Genomic DNA, 21,860 nt, shown 5'->3' with positions numbered 1-21,860 from the left:
GCCGCGACACATAAAAACAAGATACCGAGGATGCACTACATGAAAAAGATACTGCAACTGGCGCTGCTATTCCTGGCGACTTTTGGCCTGGTGCGCGGCGTGGCTGCCGAGACCCGCTTGCTGGAAATGCGCAACATCGACGCCCGCGTGGTACGCGTCAAGCTCGATGGTGTGATGGAAGTGCGCATTCGCCAGGGCAACGTGGCGTCCTTGAGCATCACGGCCGACAAGCGCTACATCGCCGATGTCAGTACGGCGCAAAGCGGCGACACCCTGCACATCGAGACGGAAGTGCGCGGCTTCAAGCTCGGCCCTTCGTCGATCCGCGCCGACCTGGTCTTGCCGAACTTGCGCGAATTGAGCTCGGAAGGCTTTGGCAGCACGGACATCACGGGTTTCAAGGGCGAGGAGCTGACCCTGTCGCTGGAAGGGGCGGGCAGCATCAAGCTGGTGGGCGACTACCGCAAGCTCAATGCCAGCCTGGGCGGCGTGGGCAGCATGCAGCTCTGGATCGGCAACAATGAGCGGGCCGAGTTGGACTTGCAGGGCGCCGGCTCGGTGGTGCTGGGCGGACGCGGGCGCATCCTGAAAGCCAGCCTGGGCGGCCTGGGCAGCCTGAATGCGCAGCAATTCGAAGCGGACGCCGTCAGCCTGGAATTGAGCGGCCTCGGCAATGCCACGGTGAATGCCCATACAAATGCCAAGCTGAACCTGAGTGGACTCGGTTCGGTGGTGGTGTACGGCAAGCCGGCCAACCGCGATGTCAGCGTCGAGGGCCTGGGCAAAGTTAGCTGGAAGTAAATGCATCCTGCCGCAGGCCTTCTGCAGGACAAGAATAAGTAGTCAGACCACATCCCATTCCGATGAAAAAACTGATCATTACATTACTCATGCTGTTGACGATACAGCTACCCGCGCGGGCTGGCTTCGCCGAAGGGGCCAGCGCCTACAACAACAAGAATTACGCGCTCGCCTACAAGGAAATCCTGCCACTGGCCAAGACCGGTAGCGCCGATGCCCAGCATTTGCTGGGCTTGATGTATTACATGGGACGGGGCTTGCCGCAGGATTACAAGCAAGCCATGTTCTGGCACCGCAAGGCGGCCGAGCAGGGCAAGGCTGATGCCCAGTACGTGGTGGGCGCCATGTATTACACGGGCAACGCCGTGCTGCAGGATCACAAGCAGGCCGTCGGCTGGTTCCGCAAGGCGGCCGAGCAGAACCATGCGGAGGCGCAGCAGGTGCTGGGCCTGATGTACCGCTATCACATGGGTGGCGTGCCGCAAGACAACGTCATCGCCTACATGCTGTGGAACCTGGCGGCCGCGAATGGCAACGCGAATGCGGCCGACCAGCGCGCCGCCGTCGTGCGCAAGATGACGCATGAGCAAGTCGAGGAAGGGCAAGCCCTGTCGGCCAAATGGAAGCCCGGCACGCCACTGCCGCGCCAGTCGAAGACGGGTGGTGCCTGACGGGTGAGGTGGCGGTCTGCAAGGGCTGGCGGCTTGGCGTACAATCGCCGTTTTCCCTTGAAAGAGTCCCGCCATGCGTGCAGTTGCCATCAGCCAGCCAGGTCCCGCCGACGTTTTGCAGATCGCCGAACGTCCCATGCCGCAATATAAGGCGGGTGAGTTGCTGATCAAGGTGCACGCGGCCGGCATCAACCGCCCTGACGTGCTGCAGCGCCTGGGCAAGTATGCGCCGCCCGCCGGCGCGTCCGACTTGCCGGGCCTGGAAGTGGCGGGCGAAGTCGTCGATGGCGATTTCACCAACACGACATTCAAGAAGGGCGACCTGGTCTGCGCGCTGGTGCAGGGTGGTGGCTATGCCGAATACTGCGCTGCGCCCGCCGGCCAGTGCCTGCCCTTGCCCAAAGGCTTGACGGCGCTGGAAGGCGCATCGCTGCCGGAAAACTTCTTTACCGTCTGGAGCAATGTGTTCGACCGCTGCGCGCTGCTTGAAGGCGAAACGTTGCTGGTGCAGGGCGGCACGTCCGGCATCGGCGTGGCGGCCATTCAATTGGCCGCTGCGCTCGGTCACCGCGTGTTCGCCACGGCCGGCAGCGATGAAAAGGCGCGCGCCTGCGAGGCGCTGGGCGCCGAACGGGGCATCAATTACCGCACGGAAGATTTCGTTGCCGTCGTCAAGGAATTGACTGATGGCAAAGGCGTCGACGTCATCCTCGACATGGTGGGCGGCGACTATCTGCCGCGCGAGATCGATTGCCTGGCCGACGACGGCCGCATCGGCCTGATCGCCGTGCAAGGCGGCACCAAGGCCACCCTGGACCTGGGGCAAGTGCTGCGCCGCCGCCTGAGTGTCAGCGGTTCCACCCTGCGTCCGCGCCCTGTCGCCTTCAAGGCTGCCATTGCGAACCACTTGCGCACGACCGTCTGGCCGCTGATCGAGGCGGGCAAGATCAAGCCCGTCATCTATCAGACTTTCCCGTTGGAGAAGGCGAACGAGGCGCATGCCTTGATGGAAGCGAGCACGCACGTGGGCAAGATCATGTTGCAAGTTGCCTGAAACGGGGGGCTGCCAGTTTGACCGGCATCGGTGCCGGGGTTAGAATGACGGGTTATTAAAATTTAGGCTACTATGCGTCGCAAACTCGTCGTCGGAAATTGGAAAATGAACGGCAGTCGCACCTCGAACGCGGTGTTATTGTCTGAAATAGTTGCTGGCCTGGCTGCCTCTGGCGCCGCCAGCGCCGTCTGTGTGCCCGCGCCATATCTGGCGCAGTGCCAGGCGCAATTGGCAGGCTCGCCTCTCGGCTGGGGTGCGCAAGATGTTTCCGCGCACGCCAGCGGTGCCTACACGGGAGAAATCTCGGTCGCCATGCTGCAGGATTTCGGCTGCGGCTATGTGGTGATCGGGCATTCCGAGCGCCGCGCCTACCACGGCGAGAGCGATGCGCAGGTGGCGGCCAAGACGGTTGCCGCGCTGGCGGCGGGCATTACGCCTATCGTCTGCATCGGCGAGACGCTGGCGCAGCGCGAAGCGGGTCAGACCGACGCGGTCGTGGCGCAGCAACTGGGTGCCGTGCTGGCGGCGATTTCCGCCGACGATGTGGCGAAACTGGTGCTGGCCTATGAGCCGGTCTGGGCCATCGGCACGGGCAAGACAGCCACGCCGCAAATGGCGCAGGACGTGCACCTGGTGTTGCGCGCGCAACTGGCGACAAAGAATGCGGTAGCGGCCGCCGGCGTGCAGATCCTGTACGGCGGCAGCATGAAGCCGGAGAACGCAAAAGAATTGATGGCGATGCCGGATATCGATGGCGGTCTGATCGGTGGGGCGGCATTGAAGGCGGCGGATTTCCTGGCGATTATTCACGCCGCTGATTGAATTAATTTAAACTAAGAATGGAATTGCAATGAACATGATGTTCAATCTGGTAGTGGTAGTACAGGTTATTTCGGCATTGTCGATTATCGCGCTGGTGTTGCTGCAGCACGGCAAGGGCGCCGACATGGGTGCCGCGTTTGGTTCGGGTGCCTCGGGCAGCCTGTTCGGTGCGACGGGTTCGTCGAACTTCATGTCGAAATCGACGGGCGTTGCCGCTGCGATCTTCTTCGGCGCCACCCTGGCCCTGTCGCTGATGGCCAACCAGCGTGCCACCACGGTGGGCGGCGGCGTGATGGATAAAGTCGTCAAGCCAGTGCCAGTCACCGGCGCGGGTGCGATCCCGACGGCGGTACCTGCTGCGGCTCCAGCGGCCAGCGCCCCAGCGGCGGCAGCCCCTGTTGCCAGCACCCCGGCAGGCGCGATTCCGAAGTAATTCAGTGTCACTGAGTAGTATCTCGATACCTCATCGAGATTAATTCTCATTACGGGCAGATTATTGCTCAATGTTTTGGCAGCGCGGCAGGAAAAAATCGTGACGCGCTGGAAGATGTAAAAATTTATCGTTTTTATCTGTGTTTTGATGCATTTGTGCATTAACTTTAGCGGCAAAGCAGAGTAGAATACGGGCCTTACCGCCGACGTGGTGAAATTGGTAGACACGCTATCTTGAGGGGGTAGTGGCGCAAGCTGTACGAGTTCGAGTCTCGTCGTCGGCACCAGAAATCAGAAGCCAGCAACGGCGCACGAGCCATGGCTCGTACAAAGTTGCTGGCTTTTTTTACGAGGATGTGTCGTTCGATCCTGGTCTTAGCTTTGATTGGGGTCGTGCGTTAGATACGCTGCAAATGATCGCAGCGTCCTCATTTAACCGATCGTTCAATATAAGCTTATCAATCGTGAACCTCGAAAATTACTTCCCCGTCCTGCTGTTCATTATTATCGGCCTTGGTGTCGGTATCGCTCCCCAGCTCCTGGGGCGCCTGTTAGGCCCTCACAAGCCTGACGCAGCAAAACTCTCCCCGTACGAATGTGGCTTTGAAGCATTCGAAGACGCGCGCATGAAATTTGATGTGCGCTACTATCTGGTCGCAATCCTGTTTATTTTGTTCGATCTGGAAACGGCATTCTTTTTCCCATGGGGCGTTGCAATGCGCGACCTGGGCTGGGCCGGTTTCGTCACGATGATGGTGTTCATCGCTGAATTCGTGGTCGGATTTTGGTACATTTGGAAGAAAGGTGCCCTTGACTGGGAATAAGCCATGGCTATTGAAGGCGTATTAAGCGAAGGTTTCATCACCACCTCGGCCGACAAGCTGATCAACTGGGCGCGCACCGGGTCTATGTTCCCGATGACGTTCGGTCTGGCCTGCTGTGCGGTCGAAATGATGCATGTGGGCGCAGCCCGCTACGATATGGACCGTTTCGGCGTCGTGTTTCGTCCGTCGCCGCGTCAGTCCGACGTCATGATCGTTGCCGGCACCCTGTGCAACAAGATGGCGCCGGCCTTGCGCAAGGTCTACGACCAGATGGCAGAGCCACGCTGGGTCATCTCGATGGGTTCCTGCGCCAATGGCGGCGGGTACTACCATTACTCCTATTCCGTGGTGCGCGGTTGCGACCGCATCGTGCCCGTCGACGTGTATGTGCCTGGCTGTCCTCCGACCGCTGAAGCCTTGCTGTACGGCATCATGCAGTTGCAGAACAAGATCAAGCGTACCAGCACGATCGCACGCTAACCGGGCCGCTTCAGATTATGACAACACATTTAGAAGTATTGCAAAACGCCCTCGGCACTGCCCTGGGCGATCGCGTTAGCACCACGGTTGCGCTGGGCGAAGTCACCCTGGTCGTCAAGGCCGGGGACTACCTGGCCGTGATGCAGACCTTGCGCGACGATCCGACCCTGCATTTCGAGCAATTGCTCGACCTGTGCGGTGTCGACTACTCGACCTATGGCGATGGTAGCTGGGATGGCCTGCGTTTCGCGGCCGTCTCGCACTTGCTGTCGGTCAAGCACAACTGGCGCGTGCGCGTGCGCGTGTTCGCGCCCAACGATGACATGCCGCTGCTGCCGTCCGTGGTGAACATCTGGCGTGCCGTCAACTGGTATGAGCGCGAAGCGTTCGACCTGCTGGGTATCCTCTTCGAAGGCCACAACGACTTGCGCCGCCTGCTGACCGACTATGGTTTCATCGGCCATCCGTTCCGCAAGGATTTCCCCGTCTCCGGCTATGTCGAGATGCGTTACGATCCGGAACAAAAGCGCGTGATTTACCAGCCCGTGACGATCGAGCCGCGGGAAAACGTGCCGCGCGTGATCCGCGAAGAACATTACGGGATGAAATAATGGCTGAGATTAAGAACTACACCCTGAACTTTGGGCCACAGCATCCGGCCGCGCACGGTGTGCTGCGCCTGGTGCTGGAGATGGATGGCGAAGTCATCCAGCGTGCCGACCCGCATATCGGCCTGCTGCACCGCGCCACCGAAAAGCTGGCCGAGCAAAAGACCTATCTGCAATCCGTGCCGTACATGGACCGTCTCGACTATGTGTCGATGATGTGCAATGAACATGCGTACGTGATGGCCATCGAAAAGATGCTGGGCCTGGAAGTGCCGCTGCGCGCGCAATACATTCGCGTCATGTTCGACGAGATGACGCGCATCCTGAATCATCTGATGTGGCTCGGCACCCACGCGCTGGACGTCGGCGCCATGGGCCCGTTCCTGTATTGCTTCCGCGACCGCGAAGATTTGTTCGACGCCTACGAGGCAGTCTCGGGCGCGCGCATGCACGCGGCCTACTACCGTCCGGGTGGCGTGTACCGCGACTTGCCGGATTCGATGCCGCAGCACAAGGCTTCGATCATCCGCAACGCCAAGGCGATTTCCAGGCTGAATGAAAACCGCCAGGGTTCCCTGCTGGACTTCATCGAAGACTTCGCGCGCCGTTTCCCGAATTCCGTGGATGAGTACGAAACGCTGCTGACCGATAACCGTATCTGGAAACAGCGTACCGTCGGCATCGGCGTCGTCTCGCCGGAAGATGCGCTGGCCATGGGCTTTACGGGCGCCATGCTGCGCGGCTCGGGCGTGCAGTGGGACTTGCGCAAGAAGCAGCCGTACGAAGTGTACGACCTGATGGATTTCGACATTCCTATCGGCACCAACGGCGATTGCTACGACCGCTACCTGGTCCGCGTGGAAGAGTTGCGCCAGTCGAACCGCATCATCAAGCAATGCGTGGAGTGGCTGCGCAACAATGAAGGTCCTGTCATGACCAGCAACCGCAAGGTGGCGCCTCCGGGCCGCGTCGACATGAAGACCAACATGGAATCCTTGATTCACCACTTCAAGCTGTTTACCGAAGGTTTCCACGTGCCGCCAGGCGAGGCCTACAGCGCCGTGGAACATCCGAAGGGCGAGTTCGGCGTGTACCTGGTGTCCGATGGTGCCAACAAGCCGTACCGCATGAAACTGCGCGCGCCAGACTACGCTCACTTGCAGTCGCTCGACGAGATGGCGCGTGGGCACATGCTTGCCGACGCCGTGACCATCATCGGGACGCAAGATATCGTGTTCGGCAGTATTGACCGCTAAGAGGCAAAAAGTATGTTGTTATCAGAGCAATGCTATAAGAAAATTGACCGCGAGCTGGCCAAGTACCCGGCCGACCAGCGTCAGTCGGCCGTGATGGCCGCGCTGGCCCATGCCCAGGATGAACTGGGCTGGCTGGCGCCGGACACCATGAAGGAACTGGCCGATTACATCGGTATGCCGGCGATTGCCGTGCAGGAAGTGGCCACGTTCTACAATATGTACAACGTCAAGCCCGTGGGCAAGCACAAGATCACCGTGTGCACCAACCTGCCATGCGCCCTGTCGGGCGGCGTGCGCGCTGCAGACTACCTGAAGCAGAAACTGGGCATCGATTTCCGCGAAACCACCGCCGATGGCCAGTTCACCCTGGTTGAAGGCGAGTGCATGGGTGCTTGCGGCGATGCGCCGGTCTTGCTGGTCAGTAATAAAACCATGTGCAGCTGGATGTCGAACGAGAAAATCGACGCCATGCTGGAGGAACTCAAGAAATGACGTCACTCCACAACCGCCATATCGATCCATTGATCCTGAAGGATCTGGATGGCAAGAACTGGCATTTGCAAGACTATGTGAACCGCGGCGGCTATAGCGCCCTGCGGCGTATCCTGGAAGAGAAAATCACGCCGGAACAGATCATCGCCGACCTCAAGGCTTCGTCCTTGCGCGGCCGTGGCGGCGCGGGTTTTCCTACCGGCTTGAAGTGGAGCTTCATGCCGCGCCAGTTCCCGGGTCAAAAATACCTCGTCTGCAATACAGATGAAGGCGAACCGGGCACTTTCAAGGACCGCGACATCATTCGTTACAATCCCCATGCGCTGATCGAAGGCATGGCCATTGGCGCTTATGCGATGGGTATCACCGTCGGCTACAACTATATCCACGGCGAAATCTGGGCCGAGTACGCCCGTTTCGAAGAAGCGCTGGACGAGGCGCGCGCCGCCGGTTTCCTGGGCGACAAGATCATGGGCAGCGAGTTCTCGTTCCAGTTGCATGCGCACCATGGTTATGGCGCCTACATCTGCGGCGAAGAAACGGCCCTGCTGGAATCCCTGGAAGGCAAGAAAGGCCAGCCGCGCTTCAAGCCGCCTTTCCCTGCCTCGTTTGGCCTGTACGGCAAGCCGACGACGATCAACAACACGGAAACCTTCGCGGCCGTGCCATTCGTGCTGAACATCGGCCCAGAGAAATATCTGGCGATGGGCAAGCCGAACAATGGCGGTTCGAAGATCTTCTCGATCTCGGGCGACGTGGAAAAACCGGGCAACTACGAAGTGCCGCTCGGCACGCCGTTCGCCAAACTGCTGGAACTGGCAGGTGGCATGCGCGGTGGCAAAAAGATCAAGGCCGTGATCCCTGGCGGCTCGTCCGCGCCGGTGATCCGCGGCGACATCATGATGCAGACCGACCTGGACTACGACTCGATCGCGAAAGCCGGTTCGATGTTGGGTTCGGGCGCCGTCATCGTGATGGACGAAACACGCTGCATGGTGAAGGCGCTGGAGCGCCTGTCCTACTTCTACTTTGAAGAATCGTGCGGCCAGTGTACGCCTTGCCGTGAAGGCACAGGCTGGATGTACCGCATGGTGCACCGCATCGAGCAGGGGCAGGGTCGTCCAGACGACCTGGACATGCTCAACTCGATCGCCGACAACATCCAGGGCCGCACCATTTGCGCGCTGGGCGATGCGGCTGCCATGCCGGTACGGGCCTTCATTAAGAATTTCCGTGAAGAATTTGAATATCATATCGAGCACAAGCATTGCTTAGTGCCCGCATATATCTAAGCTGCGTCAGGTAACGATCACCATGGTTGAAATCGAAATAGACGGCAAAAAAGTCGAAGTCCCTGCTGGTAGCATGGTGATGGACGCCGCCAACAAATTGGGAACCTACATTCCGCACTTCTGCTATCACAAGAAATTGTCGATCGCAGCGAACTGCCGCATGTGCCTGGTCGAAGTGGAAAAGGCTCCGAAGCCTTTGCCCGCTTGTGCGACCCCGGTCAGTGCCGGCATGATCGTGCGCTCCGCCAGCGATAAAGCTGTGCAGGCGCAAAAGTCGGTGATGGAATTCTTGCTGATTAACCACCCGCTCGATTGCCCGATCTGCGATCAGGGCGGCGAATGCCAGTTGCAAGACTTGGCAGTGGGCTACGGCAAGAGCGAATCGCGCTACAAGGAAGACAAGCGCGTGGTGCAGCCGAAGGAAGCCGGTCCGCTGGTGTCCATGCAGGAAATGTCGCGCTGCATCCAGTGCACCCGTTGCGTACGCTTTGGCCAGGAAGTGGCCGGCGTGATGGAGCTGGGCATGATCGGCCGCGGCGAACACTCGGAAATCGTGTCGTTTGTCGGCCAGACGGTCGACTCCGAACTGTCGGGCAACATGATCGACCTGTGCCCGGTCGGCGCACTGACCTCGAAGCCGTTCCGCTACAGCGCCCGTACGTGGGAATTGTCGCGCCGCAAATCGGTCAGCCCGCATGACGGCCTGGGCGCGAACCTGATCGTGCAAGTGAAAGCTGGCAAGGTCAAACGCGTATTGCCGCTGGAAAACGAAGCCGTCAACGAGTGCTGGATCTCGGACAAGGACCGTTTCTCGTACGAAGCGCTGGACAGTGCCGAACGCCTGACTTCCCCGATGCTGAAACAAGGCAACGAGTGGAAAGAAGTCGATTGGCAGACCGCGCTGGAATACGTGGCGCACGGTTTGAAAAATATCAAGCACGAGCATGGCGCTGACGCCATCGCCGCGCTGGCCACCCCGCATTCGACGGTCGAAGAGCTGGTCCTGCTGCAAAAAGTCGCCCACGGTCTCGGTTCCGAGAACGTCGACTTCCGCCTGCGCCAGACCGACTTCGCGCTCGACGCCAGTGTGAAACCATGGCTGGGCATGCCTATCAGCGAATTTGGCCAGATCAAGCGCGCCTTCGTCATCGGCTCGTTCCTGCGCAAGGATCACCCCTTGCTGGCCACGCGTTTGCGCGCGTCCGTCAAGGGCGGCGCCAAGCTGTCCATCCTGCACGCGTCCGACGATGATCAACTGATCAGCATCGCCAACAAGATGATCGTGGCACCAGGCGATTGGCTGGCGGCCTTGTCGGAAGTGCTCGTCGCTGTTGCCAAAGCCAAAGAAATCGCCGCGCCAGCCGGTTTTGAAGCAGTTGTCGCTTCGGACGTGGCTGTGGCTATCGCCGCCAGCCTGATGGCCGGCGACCATGGCGCGATTTTGCTGGGTAACGCGGCAACGCAACACCCGCAAGCGTCGCAATTGCACGCTGCCGCGCAATGGATCGCCGAGCAGACGGGCGCCAAGCTCGGTTACCTGACGGAAGCGGCCAACACGGTAGGCGCGCACCTGGTCGCCAAGCCGCGCGCCAACGTGCAAGCTGCCTTTGCCGTACCGAAGAAAGCTTACGTGCTGCTGCATGCCGAGCCGGAACTCGATGCCGCCAATCCACAAGCGGCCCGCGCCGCCCTGGATGGCGCCGACATGGTCGTGGCGATGTCGGCCTTCAAGCACGGCATGGATTACGCCGATGTCTTGCTGCCGATCGCTCCGTTCGCTGAAACCTCGGGTACCTTCGTCAACTGCGAAGGCCGCGCGCAAAGTTTCAACGGCACCGTCAAACCGCTGGCCGATACCCGTCCAGCCTGGAAAGTGCTGCGCGTCCTGGGCAACATCCTGGGCCTGGCCGGTTTCGACTACGACACCTCGGAAGCGATCCGCGACGAAGCGTTTGGCTTTGGTGTGACCGATCTGTCGGCACAGCTGAACAACAGCGCCAAGAACGCACCGGAAGCGGCAAGCTATGCACCGGCTTCGCCAGCGTTGCAACGCATCGCCGACGTGCCGATCTACTTCGCCGACGCGCTGGTACGCCGCTCCGAACCGCTGCTGCGCACGGTCGATGGCGCCGCGCCGCAAGCGCACCTGTCCCTGGCGCTGGCTGAAAAGCTGGGCATCAAGGCGGGCGACAAGGTCAAAGTGGCGCAAGGCTCCGGCAGCGCCATCCTGGTGGCGGCAATCCATGCCGGCCTGCCAGCCAATGTGGTCAAAGTGTCGGCGGCGCATGCCTCGACGGCTAGCCTGGGCGGCATGTTCGGTGACATCACAGTTGAAACAGCAGAGGGGAAAATCTGATGGCTCTGCCTGAATTTGTAAACGTCATCAACAGCAGCGGCCAGGATTTGCTGGGCGGCTCCTGGCCGTTCTTCTGGACCCTGATCAAGATCCTGTGCGTGCTGTTGCCGCTGATGGGCCTGGTTGCCTACCTGACCTTGTGGGAACGCAAGCTGATCGGCTGGATCCAGATCCGCGTCGGCCCGAACCGCGTCGGTCCATTGGGCTTGCTGCAGCCGATCGCCGATGCACTGAAACTCTTGTTCAAAGAGATCATCATCCCGTCCAAGGCCGCCAAGGGCCTGTTCGTGATCGGCCCGATCATGACCATCATGCCGGCCCTGGCCGCCTGGTCGGTCGTGCCATTCGGCCCGCAAGCCGTGCTGGCCAACGTCAACGCGGGCTTGCTGATGCTGCTGGCGATTACCTCGATGGAAGTCTACGGCATCATCATCGCCGGCTGGGCCTCGAACTCGAAGTACTCGTTCATGGGTGCCATGCGCGCTTCGGCACAGATGATTTCGTATGAAATCCCGATGGGCTTCGTGATGGTCATCGTGCTGATGGTCTCGGGCAGCCTGAACTTCATCGACATCGTCGGCGGCCAGCAAATCGGCTTCTTCGCCGACAAGGGCGTGAACTTCCTGTCGTGGAACTGGCTGCCGCTGCTGCCGATGTTCGTCATCTACCTGGTGTCGGGCCTGGCTGAAGCCAACCGTCACCCGTTCGACGTCGTCGAAGGCGAGTCGGAAATCGTTGCCGGCCACATGGTCGAGTACTCGGGCATGGCCTACGCCATGTTCATGCTGGCCGAATACGCCAACATGATCCTGATCGGCGCGCTGGCTTCGATCATGTTCCTCGGTGGCTGGTCCGCACCATTTGCTTTCCTTGAGTTCTGGGGTGGTTTCGGCGGCTTCTTCTGGCTGTTCGCCAAGACCTTCTTCATCGTCTCGGTGTTCATCTGGGTGCGCGGTACGTTCCCACGCTACCGTTATGACCAGATCATGCGCCTCGGCTGGAAAGTGTTTATCCCGTTGACGCTGGTCTACCTGGTCTTCGTCGCTGCCTGGATGCAGACATCCTGGAATATTTGGAAGTAAGAGAGTGCATACGAATGGATAAGGTAAAAGATTTCTTCAGCAGCCTCTTGTTAGGCGAGCTGATCAAGGGCATGGCGTTGACAGGCAAGTACATGTTTTCGCGCAAGATCACGGTGCAATTCCCGGAAGAGAAGACACCGATCTCGCCGCGTTTCCGTGGCTTGCACGCGCTGCGCCGCTACCCGAACGGCGAGGAACGTTGCATCGCCTGCAAACTGTGCGAAGCGGTTTGCCCGGCGATGGCCATCACGATCGAATCGGAACAGCGTGACGACGGTTCGCGCCGCACCACGCGTTACGATATTGACTTGACCAAGTGCATCTTCTGCGGTTTCTGCGAAGAGTCCTGCCCGGTCGATTCGATCGTCGAGACGCAAATCCTGGAATACCACGGCGAGAAACGCGGGGATTTGTATTACACGAAAGAGATGTTGCTGGCCGTGGGTGATCGTTATGAAAATGACATCGCCGCTGCGCGCGCCGCCGACGCACCTTATCGCTGATGGATGCGCCGTAGCCAATGGCTGCGGCGCGCCCCTCGTTCATCTGTACGTCTATTGGGTTTTTTATGGACTTTAAAACAATTTTGTTTTACGCCTTCGCGCTGATCTTGATTCTGGCAGCGACGCGCGTCATCACGGCCCGTAATCCGGTCCACGCAGTACTGTTTTTGGTACTGTCCTTCTTTTCCGCAGCGGGCATCTGGATGCTGCTGCAAGCTGAATTCCTGGCCATCGTGCTGGTATTGGTGTATGTCGGCGCCGTGATGGTGCTGTTCCTCTTCGTGGTCATGATGCTCGATATCAATATCGACCGCATGCGCGAAGGCTTCTGGGGCTACCTGCCACTGTCGGTGACGGTGGGCGTGATCATCGTGCTGGAAATGGCCGCCGTCCTGTGGCACGGTTTCCGCAACTTTACGCCTAGCATCGCTCCGGTGAACGTCAACCTGGGCGGCACCAAGGAACTGGGCCTGCTGATCTACACGGAATATGTGTTCGCCTTCGAGATCGCCGCCGTCGTGCTGCTGGTGGCCATCGTCGCCGCGGTTGCACTGACCCTGCGCAAACGCAAGGACACCAAGCACTTTGCTCCGGGCGATGCGGTGCGCGTCAAGCGCAACGACCGCCTGAAGATCATCAAGATGGACGCGGTCGTCGAGCGTCCTGCGGCTGAGCCGGAAGTTAAGGAGGCACCATGACATTATCGCTCACACATTTTCTGGTCCTGGGCGCGATCCTGTTCGCAATCTCGATCGTCGGTATTTTCCTGAACCGCAAGAACATCATCGTATTGCTGATGGCAATCGAATTGATGCTGCTGGCGGTGAATATGAATTTCATCGCGTTCTCCCATTTCATGGGCGACGCGGCCGGTCAGATCTTCGTTTTCTTCATCCTGACGGTTGCCGCCGCTGAGTCGGCTATCGGTCTGGCTATTCTGGTGGTGATGTTCCGTAATCTGGATACCATCAACGTCGAAGACCTGGACAGCCTCAAAGGCTGATGTTTTTCAGACTCGATCTCTCGAATAATAACGATTAAGGTTCATCATGGCGGGGCAACTCCTCAACCCTAACCTCCTTCTTGCCGTACCGCTGGCGCCGCTGGCCGGTGCCGCGATTGCAGGTTTGCTTGGCACCCAGTTCCTGGGTAATTTGGTCGGACGCAAGACGTCGCATACCGCGACGATCCTGGGCGTACTGATAGCGTTCATCCTGTCCGTGCAGACACTGCTGGCAGTGATGGATGGCGCGACATTCAATGGCACGATCTATAACTGGATGACGATCGGCACCCTGAAGATGGAAGTGGGCTTCCAGATCGATTCGCTGTCGGCGATGATGATGTGCGTGGTCACCTTCGTCTCCCTGATGGTGCACATCTACACGATCGGCTACATGAAGGACGACGAAGGCTACAACCGCTTCTTCGCCTACATCTCGCTGTTCACGTTCTCGATGCTGATGCTGGTCATGGCCAACAACTTCCTGCAACTGTTCTTCGGTTGGGAAGCCGTAGGCCTGGTCTCTTACCTGCTGATCGGTTTCTGGTACCAGCGTCCGACGGCCATCGTGGCCAACATGAAGGCGTTCCTGGTCAACCGCGTGGGCGACTTCGGCTTCATCCTGGGCATCGGCCTGCTGCTGGCGTATGGTCAATCGCTGGACTACCAAGAAATCTTCGCCAAGAAGGAAGCCTTGTCCGTCCTGACCCTGCCAGGTACCGACTGGGCCCTGCTGACCGTTGCCTGCATCTGCCTGTTCATCGGCGCGATGGGCAAATCGGCGCAGTTCCCGCTGCACGTGTGGCTGCCTGACTCGATGGAAGGTCCTACCCCGATCTCGGCACTGATTCACGCCGCGACGATGGTGACGGCCGGCATCTTCATGGTCTCGCGCATGTCGCCGCTGTTCGAACTGTCCGACACGGCACTGTCCTTCATCCTGGTGATCGGTTCCATCACGGCGCTGTTCATGGGTTTCCTGGGCATCATCCAGAACGACATCAAGCGCGTCGTCGCTTACTCGACCCTGTCGCAGCTCGGCTACATGACCGTGGCGCTCGGTTCGTCCGCATACTCGGTGGCCGTGTTCCACCTGATGACGCACGCATTCTTCAAGGCACTGCTGTTCCTGGGCGCCGGTTCCGTCATCATCGGCATGCACCATGACCAGGACATCCGCAACATGGGTGGCCTGCGCAAATACATGCCTATCACCTGGATCACTTCCCTGGTCGGTTCGCTGGCCCTGATCGGCACGCCGCTGTTCTCCGGTTTCTACTCGAAAGACAGCATCATCGAAGCCGTCGAAGCGACGCACATCTGGGGCGCTGGCTTTGCCCAGTTCGCCGTGCTGGCTGGCGTGTTCGTCACCGCCTTCTACTCGTTCCGCATGTATTTCCTCGTCTTCCACGGCAAGGAACGTTTCGGCCAGGCGCATGCGCACGGCCATGACGACCATCACGCGCCTGCGGCCAAGCATGATTCGGACGCGCACGATGAAGAAGACGAAGACGACCACGCGCACCACGGTCTGGAACCTGGCCAGAAGCCGCATGAATCCCCATTCGTCGTGTGGTTCCCGCTGGTGATGCTGGCGATCCCGTCGCTGCTGATCGGTTACCTGACGATCGGCCCGATGCTGCATGGCGATTTCTTCAAGGGCGTGATCTTCGTCGGCGAAAACCATCCAGCAATGGAAGAGTTGTCGCATGAATTCCACGGCGCAATGGCGATGGCGATCCACGGCCTGTCGACGGCACCGTTCTGGCTGGCATTGTCCGGCGTCGTGGCAGCCTACTACTGCTACATGGTCAACCCGCGTGTACCGGCCTGGTTCTTTGCCAAGTTCCACGCGATCCACACCCTGCTGGACAACAAGTACTACATGGACAAGTTCAATGAAGTCGTGTTCGCCGGCGGTGCCCGTTTGCTGGGTAATGGCCTGTGGAACTTCGGTGACAAGAAGCTGATCGACGGTTTCGTCGTCAATGGCAGCGCCAAGGTTGTCGCCTGGCTGTCCTCGCTGTCGCGAGTGTTGCAGACCGGCTACATCTATCACTATGCATTCGTGATGATCCTGGGCGTGCTGGGCTTCCTGATCTATTTCCTGCCATTCTGGCCCGCTAAGTAAGCTGACCTGATAAAAGAATACTGAGAACCATGATGCAGTCTACGATTTCTACACTACCTCCTTACCTGAGTCTGTCGATCTGGGTGCCGATCATTTGCGGCGTCCTGGTCCTGGCTCTTGGCCGTGACAGCAAAGCGGGCTTTACCCGCTGGCTGTCGCTGGCTGGCGCCGTGCTCAGCATGCTGTGCACCTTGCCGCTGATCCAGCATTTCGACAACGCCGCGCACGGCATGCAATTCGTCGAAAAAGCACCGTGGATTGAAACTTTCAATATCTGGTACTCGCTGGGTATCGATGGCCTGTCGCTGTGGTTCATTCCACTGACGGCGTTCATCACGGTCATCGTCGTCATTTCGGCCTGGCAAGTGATCGAGAAGCGCATCGCCCAGTACATGGGTGCCTTCTTGATTCTGTCGGGTCTGATGATCGGCGTGTTCTGCGCGCTGGACGGCTTGCTGTTCTACTTCTTCTTTGAAGCAACCCTGATCCCGATGTTCATCATCATCGGTATCTGGGGCGGTTCGAACCGCGTGTACGCGTCGTTCAAGTTCTTCCTGTACACCTTCTTCGGTTCGCTGCTGACCCTGGTTGCCATCATCTACCTGCGCAATGTGTCGGGTACCTTCGACATCCTGGCCTGGCATGCGTTCAAGCTGACGATGAACGAACAGATCTTCATCTTCCTGGCCTTCCTGATGGCGTTTGCCGTGAAAGTGCCGATGTTCCCGGTCCACACGTGGTTGCCGGACGTCCACGTGGAAGCGCCTACCGGTGGTTCCGCCGTGCTGGCCGCCATCATGCTGAAACTGGGCGCCTACGGCTTCCTGCGTTTTTCGCTGCCGATCACGCCGGACGCCAGCCACTACCTGTCGGGTTTCATGATCGCCTTGTCGCTGATCGCCGTCATCTACATCGGTCTGGTTGCCCTGGTGCAAACCGACATGAAAAAACTGGTCGCCTATTCGTCGATCGCGCACATGGGTTTTGTGACCCTGGGCTTCTTCATGTTCAACGACATTTCGGTGCAGGGCGGTATCGTGCAGATGGTCTCGCACGGCTTCATCTCCGCTGCGATGTTCCTGTGCATCGGCGTGCTGTATGACCGCATGCATACCCGCAACATCGCCGACTACGGCGGCGTCGTGAACCGCATGCCGAAATTTGCCGCCTTGTTCGTGCTGTTCTCGATGGCCAACTGCGGTTTGCCAGCGACTTCCGGCTTCGTCGGCGAGTTCATGGTGATCCTGGGTGCGGTGCAATACAACTTCTGGATCGGTCTGCTGGCTGCAACGGCACTGATCTGGGGCGCGGCGTACTCGCTGTGGATGGCCAAGCGCGTGGTGTTCGGCAAGATCAAGAACAAGCATGTGGCCGAATTGACCGACATCAACAAACGTGAATTCTTCATGCTTGCTGTGCTGGCCATCGCCGTGCTCGTGATGGGTCTGTACCCAGCCCCGTTCACCGACACGATGCAAACTTCGGTTGCCGACCTGCTGCAGCATGTCGCCATCAGCAAGTTGCCTTAAATAGAAGACCGATAACATGACTAATGCACCTAATCTGGTACCGCTGTACGCGGAAATCTTTCTGCTGATCGCCACGTCGGCGCTCTTGCTGATCGATATGTTCTTGCCTGCGGCGAAGCGTTCGATCACCTATGCGCTGTCCTTGCTGACCCTGGCCGGCTGCGCCTTGCTGACAGTGGGCGACTTCAACGCGGGCACCACCGTCTACACGTTCCACAACATGTTCGTGTCGGACCCGATGTCGCAGTTGCTGAAACTGTTCTCGTATGGCGCCGTGGCGCTGACCCTGATCTACTCGCGTGCCTATGCCACCGACCGCAGCATGCTGTCGGGCAACCTGGGCGGCGAGTTCTATGTGCTGGCCCTGTTTGCACTGCTGGGCCAGATGATCATGATCTCGGCCAACAACTTCCTGATCATCTACCTGGGTCTGGAACTGATGTCGCTGTCGCTGTATGCACTGATCGCTCTGCGCCGTGACAATGCCAAGGCCACGGAAGCGGCCATGAAATACTTCATCCTGGGCGCGCTGGCTTCCGGTTTCATGTTGTACGGTATCTCGATGCTGTACGGCGCCTCCGGCACGCTGGACCTGGGCGAACTGCGCGTGGCGCTGGAAAACGGCAAGACCAACGGCACCATCATGGTCTTCGGCCTGGTGTTCCTGGTCGCTGGCCTGGCCTTCAAACTGGGCGTCGTGCCATTCCACATGTGGGTGCCTGACGTGTATCAAGGTTCGCCAACAGCCGTGACCTTGCTGCTGGGCGGTGCGCCGAAACTGGCCGCGTTTGCCATCACCCTGCGTTTGCTGGGCGAGGGCTTGCTGCCGATGGCGCATGACTGGCAGCAAATGCTGCTGGTGCTGGCCGTGATGTCGCTGGCCATCGGTAACTTCACCGCCATCGCGCAAACGAACCTGAAGCGCATGTTGGCGTACTCGACCATCGCGCAAATGGGCTTCGTGCTGCTGGGTCTGCTGTCCGGCACCGTCGATGCGCCGAACAACACCCTGAACGCGGCTGGCGCAGCCACCGCCTACGGCGCCTCGATGTACTACGTCATCACCTACGTGTTCACCACGCTGGGTACCTTTGGCGTGATCATGTTGTTGGCACGTAATGGTTTCGAAGCAGAAGAACTGGCCGACTTCAAGGGCCTGGGCAAACGCAGCCCGATCTTCGCGCTGGTGATGACCCTGTTCATGTTCTCGCTGGCCGGCGTGCCGCCGCTGATGGGCTTCATGGCCAAGTATTCGGTGCTGGCCTCCGTGCTGGCCACGGGCCAGCTGTGGCTGACCATCGCCGCCGTGCTGTTCTCGCTGATCGGCGCCTTCTACTACCTGCGCGTCGTGAAGATGATGTGGTTCGACGAGCCGACGGACACCAACGCACTGGTCGTGCATGGCGACATGCGCGTGGTGCTGGCCCTGAACGGCGTGTTCGTCCTGGCCCTCGGTGTGATGCCTAACAGCATCCTGGCTGCCTGCGCGACCGCCATCACCAAGACCCTGGCGTCCTGACCGATGGATGTCACCGCCTCGAGCTGGCTGGTGATCGCCCTGGGTATCCTGGGCGCCAACCTGCCATTTCTGAATGAGAAACTGTTTGCCGCCGTGCCGCTGAAAAAAGCGGCGCAGGCAGAGCAGGGCTGGCGCAAGCCGCTGGCGCTGCGCCTGCTGGAGATGGTGATTCTGTATTTCATCGTCGGCGCCGTGGCGTTCGCGCTCGAAGCGCGCATCGGCAACGCTTTTCCGCAGACGTGGGAGTTTTACGCCATCACCGGTTGTCTGTTTCTGGTGCTGGCTTTTCCCGGCTTTGTCGGACGCTACTTGCGCAAGCGGCGCTAGCCCCATCGACCGAAAGCGGCGCCTCTGGCGCCGTTTTTTTTTATTGAGCATAATCAACGTATGGATACAGAACACATGGATATGAATTTAACTGAGACCAAAGTTGACGGCGAACTCGTCTACCAGGGCGGCTTCCTGCGAGTGCAGCGCGACCGGGTGACCCTGCCTGACGGCAAGATGACGGTGCGCGAATTCATTCTGCATCCGGGCGCCGTCGTCATCCTGCCGCTGCTCGACGATGGCACGGTGCTGATGGAACGCCAGTACCGCTATCCGCTGGACAGGGTCTTCATTGAATTCCCGGCCGGCAAGATCGATTCGGGAGAATCGCATCTGGCGTGCGCCCAGCGCGAGTTGCTGGAAGAAACGGGCTACACGGCCAGCGACTGGCAATTCGTCTCCACCATCCACAACGCCATCGCGTATTCCGATGAACACCTGGAACTGTTTCTGGCGCGCGGCCTGGTCGCCGGCGAGCGCCGTCTGGACGAGGGCGAGTTCCTGGAAACGTTTACGGCCACCGTGCCGCAGCTGCTCGACTGGGTCAAGGATGGCACGATCACCGACGTGAAAACCGTCATCGGCATCTTCTGGCTCGACAAGATCACCAGCGGCGCCTGGCAAGCGGCTTGATCTTGCGCCTGCGCCTGCCCATTTTCCTGCTGCTTGCCTGTGTCACCCTGGGTGCACAGGCGCAGGCGCGCACGCCGTTCCAGGTGCGCTGCGAAGACACGATCAGCAAGACGGTGTCCGTGCTGACGGCGCAGCAGAACGGCTACAGCATCGACACGCATCTGCCGTACAAGGCGCTGACCGTGATGAAGGGCACGGCGCGCGCGAATACCTGGGTGCTGGGCCTGACGAAGACCGAGTCGCAAGTGCAAATTGGCCTGGCCGGGCCCATGCTGCAAGATCCTGCCAGCGGCTATGAATGCGTGGCGCCGCAGATCACCGTGACCCTGACGTATGCGCCCGTGGTGATCTATATCGGCCGTGAATTTGCCCCGGGCACTTGCGCGTATGATGAGATACTCGCGCATGAACTGCGGCACATGAAGACCTATATGGAACATTTGCCGCGCGTGGAAAAGACCGTGCGCGCGGCGTTGGCCAGACGTTTCGAGGCGCGGCCCCTGTATGCGCCCAGCGGCACGGCCAAGGCGGCGCTGGCGCGCGAGATCGATACGGGCTGGTTGCCATACGTCAAGGCCGAGATGCGCAAGGTGGAAGTCTTGCAGGCCGCCATCGATTCGCCGCAGGAATATGCGCGCCTGGGCAAGGCGTGCAAGGGCGAAATCCAGAACATCCTGGCGGGCAAGGTACAGTCCGCCCAGCAGTGACAAGACAAGGAAGCGCATGACAGCAGCATCGAATCGTCCCCGTTATTTTGCGCTGATCCCCGCCGCCGGCGTGGGTGCGCGCATGGATGCGGGCAGTCCCAAGCAATATTTACCCATCGCCGGCAAACCCATGCTGCGCCACGCCGTGGATGCCTTTCTCGCCAGCCCGCTGATCGCGCATACCTACATTGTCGTCAGCGCCGAGGATGGCCTGATTGACACGGTCGTGCCCGAGCAAGGCGCAGGGGTTGGCATATCGGTGCTGCGCTGCGGCGGCGCCACGCGCATGGAAACGATCTTGAATGGCTTGCAGGCGCTGCACGGCAGCCTGTCCGCCCACGACCAGGTGCTGGTGCACGATGCGGCGCGGCCCGGCCTGACGCCGGCGCTGATCGCAAAGCTCATTACCGAAGTCGGTGAACATCCGGCCGGCGGCTTGCTGGCCTTGCCCGTGGTCGACACCGTCAAGCGGGCGGGGCCGGGCAGCCTGTCGGCGCAGACGGTGCCGCGCGACGGCCTGTGGCTGGCGCAGACGCCGCAAATGTTCAGCTATGCCTTGCTGCACCGGGCCTTGTCGCAAGCGCCCGATCCGCAAGCGATCACGGACGACGCCAGCGCCGTCGAAGCGCTGGGCCTGGCACCCAGGCTCATTGAGGGCCACCCGCGCAACCTGAAGGTAACCTTGCCGCGCGACATACACACGGCCGAGCTGTACTTGGCCCATCCTTGAATCCTGAACAGAAAGACCGCATGACGACCATCACCACTCCCGTACTGCCTTTCCGCATTGGCCAGGGCTATGACTGCCACGCGCTGGTGGAACACCGCGACCTGATCATCGGCGGCGTGAAGATTCCCCATCACCTGGGCCTGCTCGGCCATTCCGACGCGGACGTGCTGCTGCACGCGATTACCGACGCCATCTTCGGCGCCGCCGCCCTGGGCGACATCGGCCGCCATTTCCCCGACACGGATGCGCAATTCAAGGGCGCCGATTCGCGCACCCTGCTGCGCGAAGCCGTGCGCCGCGTGCAAGCCACCGGTTATATCATCGGCAATATCGACGCCACCATCATCGCCCAGCGCCCGAAAATGGCGCCGCACATCGCCGCCATGTGCGCCAACGTGGCCGAAGACCTGGGCGTGAGTGTGAGTCAGGTCAACATCAAGGCCAAGACGAATGAAAAGCTGGGCTACCTGGGCCGTGAAGAAGGCATCGCGGCCGAAGCCGTGGCCTTGCTGCTGCGCGCCTGAGCATATTCGGCAGCCCCTTTTTAATGATTCCTGAAAATTAATATTTCCAAAGTAAAATTTGGTGAAAATTTAACGTTATTGTCA

24 protein-coding genes and 1 tRNA gene are annotated in these 21,860 nt (G+C 59.8%); all 25 read left to right on the top strand.

Translation table 11 applies throughout. The features are described from left to right. Positions 1-39: 39 nt before the first annotated feature. Positions 40-801 carry a DUF2807 domain-containing protein gene (locus O0882_RS00950; RefSeq protein ID WP_289944588.1) on the top strand — a complete coding sequence of 254 codons (762 nt, stop codon included), beginning with the start codon at positions 40-42 and terminating at the stop codon, positions 799-801. 62 nt (positions 802-863) lie between these two features. Beyond that, positions 864-1,472 (top strand): tetratricopeptide repeat protein, encoded by a 609-nt coding sequence (locus tag O0882_RS00945; RefSeq protein ID WP_289944586.1) that lies wholly within the window; start codon positions 864-866, stop codon positions 1,470-1,472. A 73-nt stretch (positions 1,473-1,545) separates the two neighbouring features. Next, complete coding sequence (locus O0882_RS00940) at positions 1,546-2,526, top strand: NAD(P)H-quinone oxidoreductase (protein WP_289944584.1); 981 nt, start codon at positions 1,546-1,548, stop codon at positions 2,524-2,526. Between the two features lie 72 nt (positions 2,527-2,598). Beyond that, positions 2,599-3,348: a triose-phosphate isomerase gene (gene tpiA / locus O0882_RS00935; RefSeq protein WP_289944582.1), complete on the top strand. Its 750-nt coding sequence runs from the start codon at positions 2,599-2,601 to the stop codon at positions 3,346-3,348. 28 nt (positions 3,349-3,376) lie between these two features. Next, positions 3,377-3,781: a preprotein translocase subunit SecG gene (secG, locus tag O0882_RS00930; RefSeq protein ID WP_071076357.1), complete on the top strand. Its 405-nt coding sequence runs from the start codon at positions 3,377-3,379 to the stop codon at positions 3,779-3,781. A 201-nt stretch (positions 3,782-3,982) separates the two neighbouring features. Beyond that, positions 3,983-4,067: transfer RNA gene (locus O0882_RS00925), tRNA-Leu, on the top strand. Positions 4,068-4,244: 177 nt separating this feature from the next. Then, positions 4,245-4,604, top strand: a complete 360-nt coding sequence (locus O0882_RS00920; RefSeq protein WP_071076971.1) for an NADH-quinone oxidoreductase subunit A — start codon at positions 4,245-4,247, stop codon at positions 4,602-4,604. A gap of 3 nt (positions 4,605-4,607) precedes the next feature. Further along, a complete protein-coding gene (locus tag O0882_RS00915) occupies positions 4,608-5,084 on the top strand; it encodes an NADH-quinone oxidoreductase subunit B (RefSeq protein WP_010399733.1) in 477 nt (158 codons plus the stop codon). A gap of 17 nt (positions 5,085-5,101) precedes the next feature. Next, a complete protein-coding gene (locus tag O0882_RS00910) occupies positions 5,102-5,695 on the top strand; it encodes an NADH-quinone oxidoreductase subunit C (protein ID WP_289944579.1) in 594 nt (197 codons plus the stop codon). After that, the gene (locus O0882_RS00905) at positions 5,695-6,948 is read left to right on the top strand and encodes an NADH-quinone oxidoreductase subunit D (RefSeq protein WP_141170145.1); all 1,254 of its coding nucleotides are present in this window, start codon (positions 5,695-5,697) and stop codon (positions 6,946-6,948) included. Before O0882_RS00910 ends, O0882_RS00905 begins: the two co-directional genes overlap by 1 nt. Positions 6,949-6,960: 12 nt before the next feature. Beyond that, entirely contained in the window at positions 6,961-7,440 is a 480-nt protein-coding gene (gene nuoE, locus O0882_RS00900) for an NADH-quinone oxidoreductase subunit NuoE (RefSeq protein ID WP_289944571.1), read from the top strand. Next, positions 7,437-8,732 carry an NADH-quinone oxidoreductase subunit NuoF gene (gene nuoF / locus O0882_RS00895; RefSeq protein ID WP_289944569.1) on the top strand — a complete coding sequence of 432 codons (1,296 nt, stop codon included), beginning with the start codon at positions 7,437-7,439 and terminating at the stop codon, positions 8,730-8,732. Before nuoE ends, nuoF begins: the two co-directional genes overlap by 4 nt. Before the next feature lie 22 nt (positions 8,733-8,754). Beyond that, positions 8,755-11,088: an NADH-quinone oxidoreductase subunit NuoG gene (gene nuoG / locus O0882_RS00890; protein WP_289944568.1), complete on the top strand. Its 2,334-nt coding sequence runs from the start codon at positions 8,755-8,757 to the stop codon at positions 11,086-11,088. Beyond that, entirely contained in the window at positions 11,088-12,170 is a 1,083-nt protein-coding gene (nuoH, locus tag O0882_RS00885) for an NADH-quinone oxidoreductase subunit NuoH (RefSeq protein WP_071076363.1), read from the top strand. Before nuoG ends, nuoH begins: the two co-directional genes overlap by 1 nt. Before the next feature lie 14 nt (positions 12,171-12,184). Then, positions 12,185-12,673, top strand: coding sequence for an NADH-quinone oxidoreductase subunit NuoI (gene nuoI, locus O0882_RS00880; RefSeq protein ID WP_010399726.1), 489 nt, complete (start codon positions 12,185-12,187; stop codon positions 12,671-12,673). Positions 12,674-12,738: 65 nt separating this feature from the next. Next, complete coding sequence (locus O0882_RS00875) at positions 12,739-13,371, top strand: NADH-quinone oxidoreductase subunit J (RefSeq protein WP_071076364.1); 633 nt, start codon at positions 12,739-12,741, stop codon at positions 13,369-13,371. After that, positions 13,368-13,676, top strand: a complete 309-nt coding sequence (nuoK, locus tag O0882_RS00870; RefSeq protein ID WP_010399724.1) for an NADH-quinone oxidoreductase subunit NuoK — start codon at positions 13,368-13,370, stop codon at positions 13,674-13,676. Before O0882_RS00875 ends, nuoK begins: the two co-directional genes overlap by 4 nt. Positions 13,677-13,722: 46 nt before the next feature. Beyond that, the gene (nuoL, locus tag O0882_RS00865) at positions 13,723-15,807 is read left to right on the top strand and encodes an NADH-quinone oxidoreductase subunit L (protein WP_289944566.1); all 2,085 of its coding nucleotides are present in this window, start codon (positions 13,723-13,725) and stop codon (positions 15,805-15,807) included. 29 nt (positions 15,808-15,836) lie between these two features. After that, positions 15,837-17,336 carry an NADH-quinone oxidoreductase subunit M gene (locus O0882_RS00860; RefSeq protein WP_219133602.1) on the top strand — a complete coding sequence of 500 codons (1,500 nt, stop codon included), beginning with the start codon at positions 15,837-15,839 and terminating at the stop codon, positions 17,334-17,336. Positions 17,337-17,352: 16 nt separating this feature from the next. Then, positions 17,353-18,855 carry an NADH-quinone oxidoreductase subunit NuoN gene (gene nuoN, locus O0882_RS00855; RefSeq protein ID WP_096236656.1) on the top strand — a complete coding sequence of 501 codons (1,503 nt, stop codon included), beginning with the start codon at positions 17,353-17,355 and terminating at the stop codon, positions 18,853-18,855. A 3-nt stretch (positions 18,856-18,858) separates the two neighbouring features. Next, a complete protein-coding gene (locus O0882_RS00850; RefSeq protein ID WP_289944561.1) occupies positions 18,859-19,182 on the top strand; it encodes a DUF2818 family protein in 324 nt (107 codons plus the stop codon). Positions 19,183-19,257: 75 nt separating this feature from the next. Then, on the top strand, positions 19,258-19,815 hold the full coding sequence (locus tag O0882_RS00845; RefSeq protein WP_289944559.1) for an NUDIX hydrolase: 558 nt from the start codon (positions 19,258-19,260) through the stop codon (positions 19,813-19,815). Continuing rightward, complete coding sequence (locus O0882_RS00840; RefSeq protein WP_289944556.1) at positions 19,812-20,522, top strand: hypothetical protein; 711 nt, start codon at positions 19,812-19,814, stop codon at positions 20,520-20,522. Before O0882_RS00845 ends, O0882_RS00840 begins: the two co-directional genes overlap by 4 nt. Positions 20,523-20,538: 16 nt before the next feature. Next, entirely contained in the window at positions 20,539-21,252 is a 714-nt protein-coding gene (ispD, locus tag O0882_RS00835) for a 2-C-methyl-D-erythritol 4-phosphate cytidylyltransferase (RefSeq protein ID WP_289944551.1), read from the top strand. 20 nt (positions 21,253-21,272) lie between these two features. After that, positions 21,273-21,776 (top strand): 2-C-methyl-D-erythritol 2,4-cyclodiphosphate synthase, encoded by a 504-nt coding sequence (gene ispF / locus O0882_RS00830; protein WP_289944549.1) that lies wholly within the window; start codon positions 21,273-21,275, stop codon positions 21,774-21,776. Positions 21,777-21,860: the final 84 nt, after the last annotated feature.

The organism is Janthinobacterium sp. SUN073 (assembly GCF_030397665.1).
GTDB lineage: Bacteria > Pseudomonadota > Gammaproteobacteria > Burkholderiales > Burkholderiaceae_D > Janthinobacterium.
The sequence above is the reverse complement of the archived record's forward strand: the minus strand, read 5'-3'. Positions and strand labels throughout refer to the sequence as shown.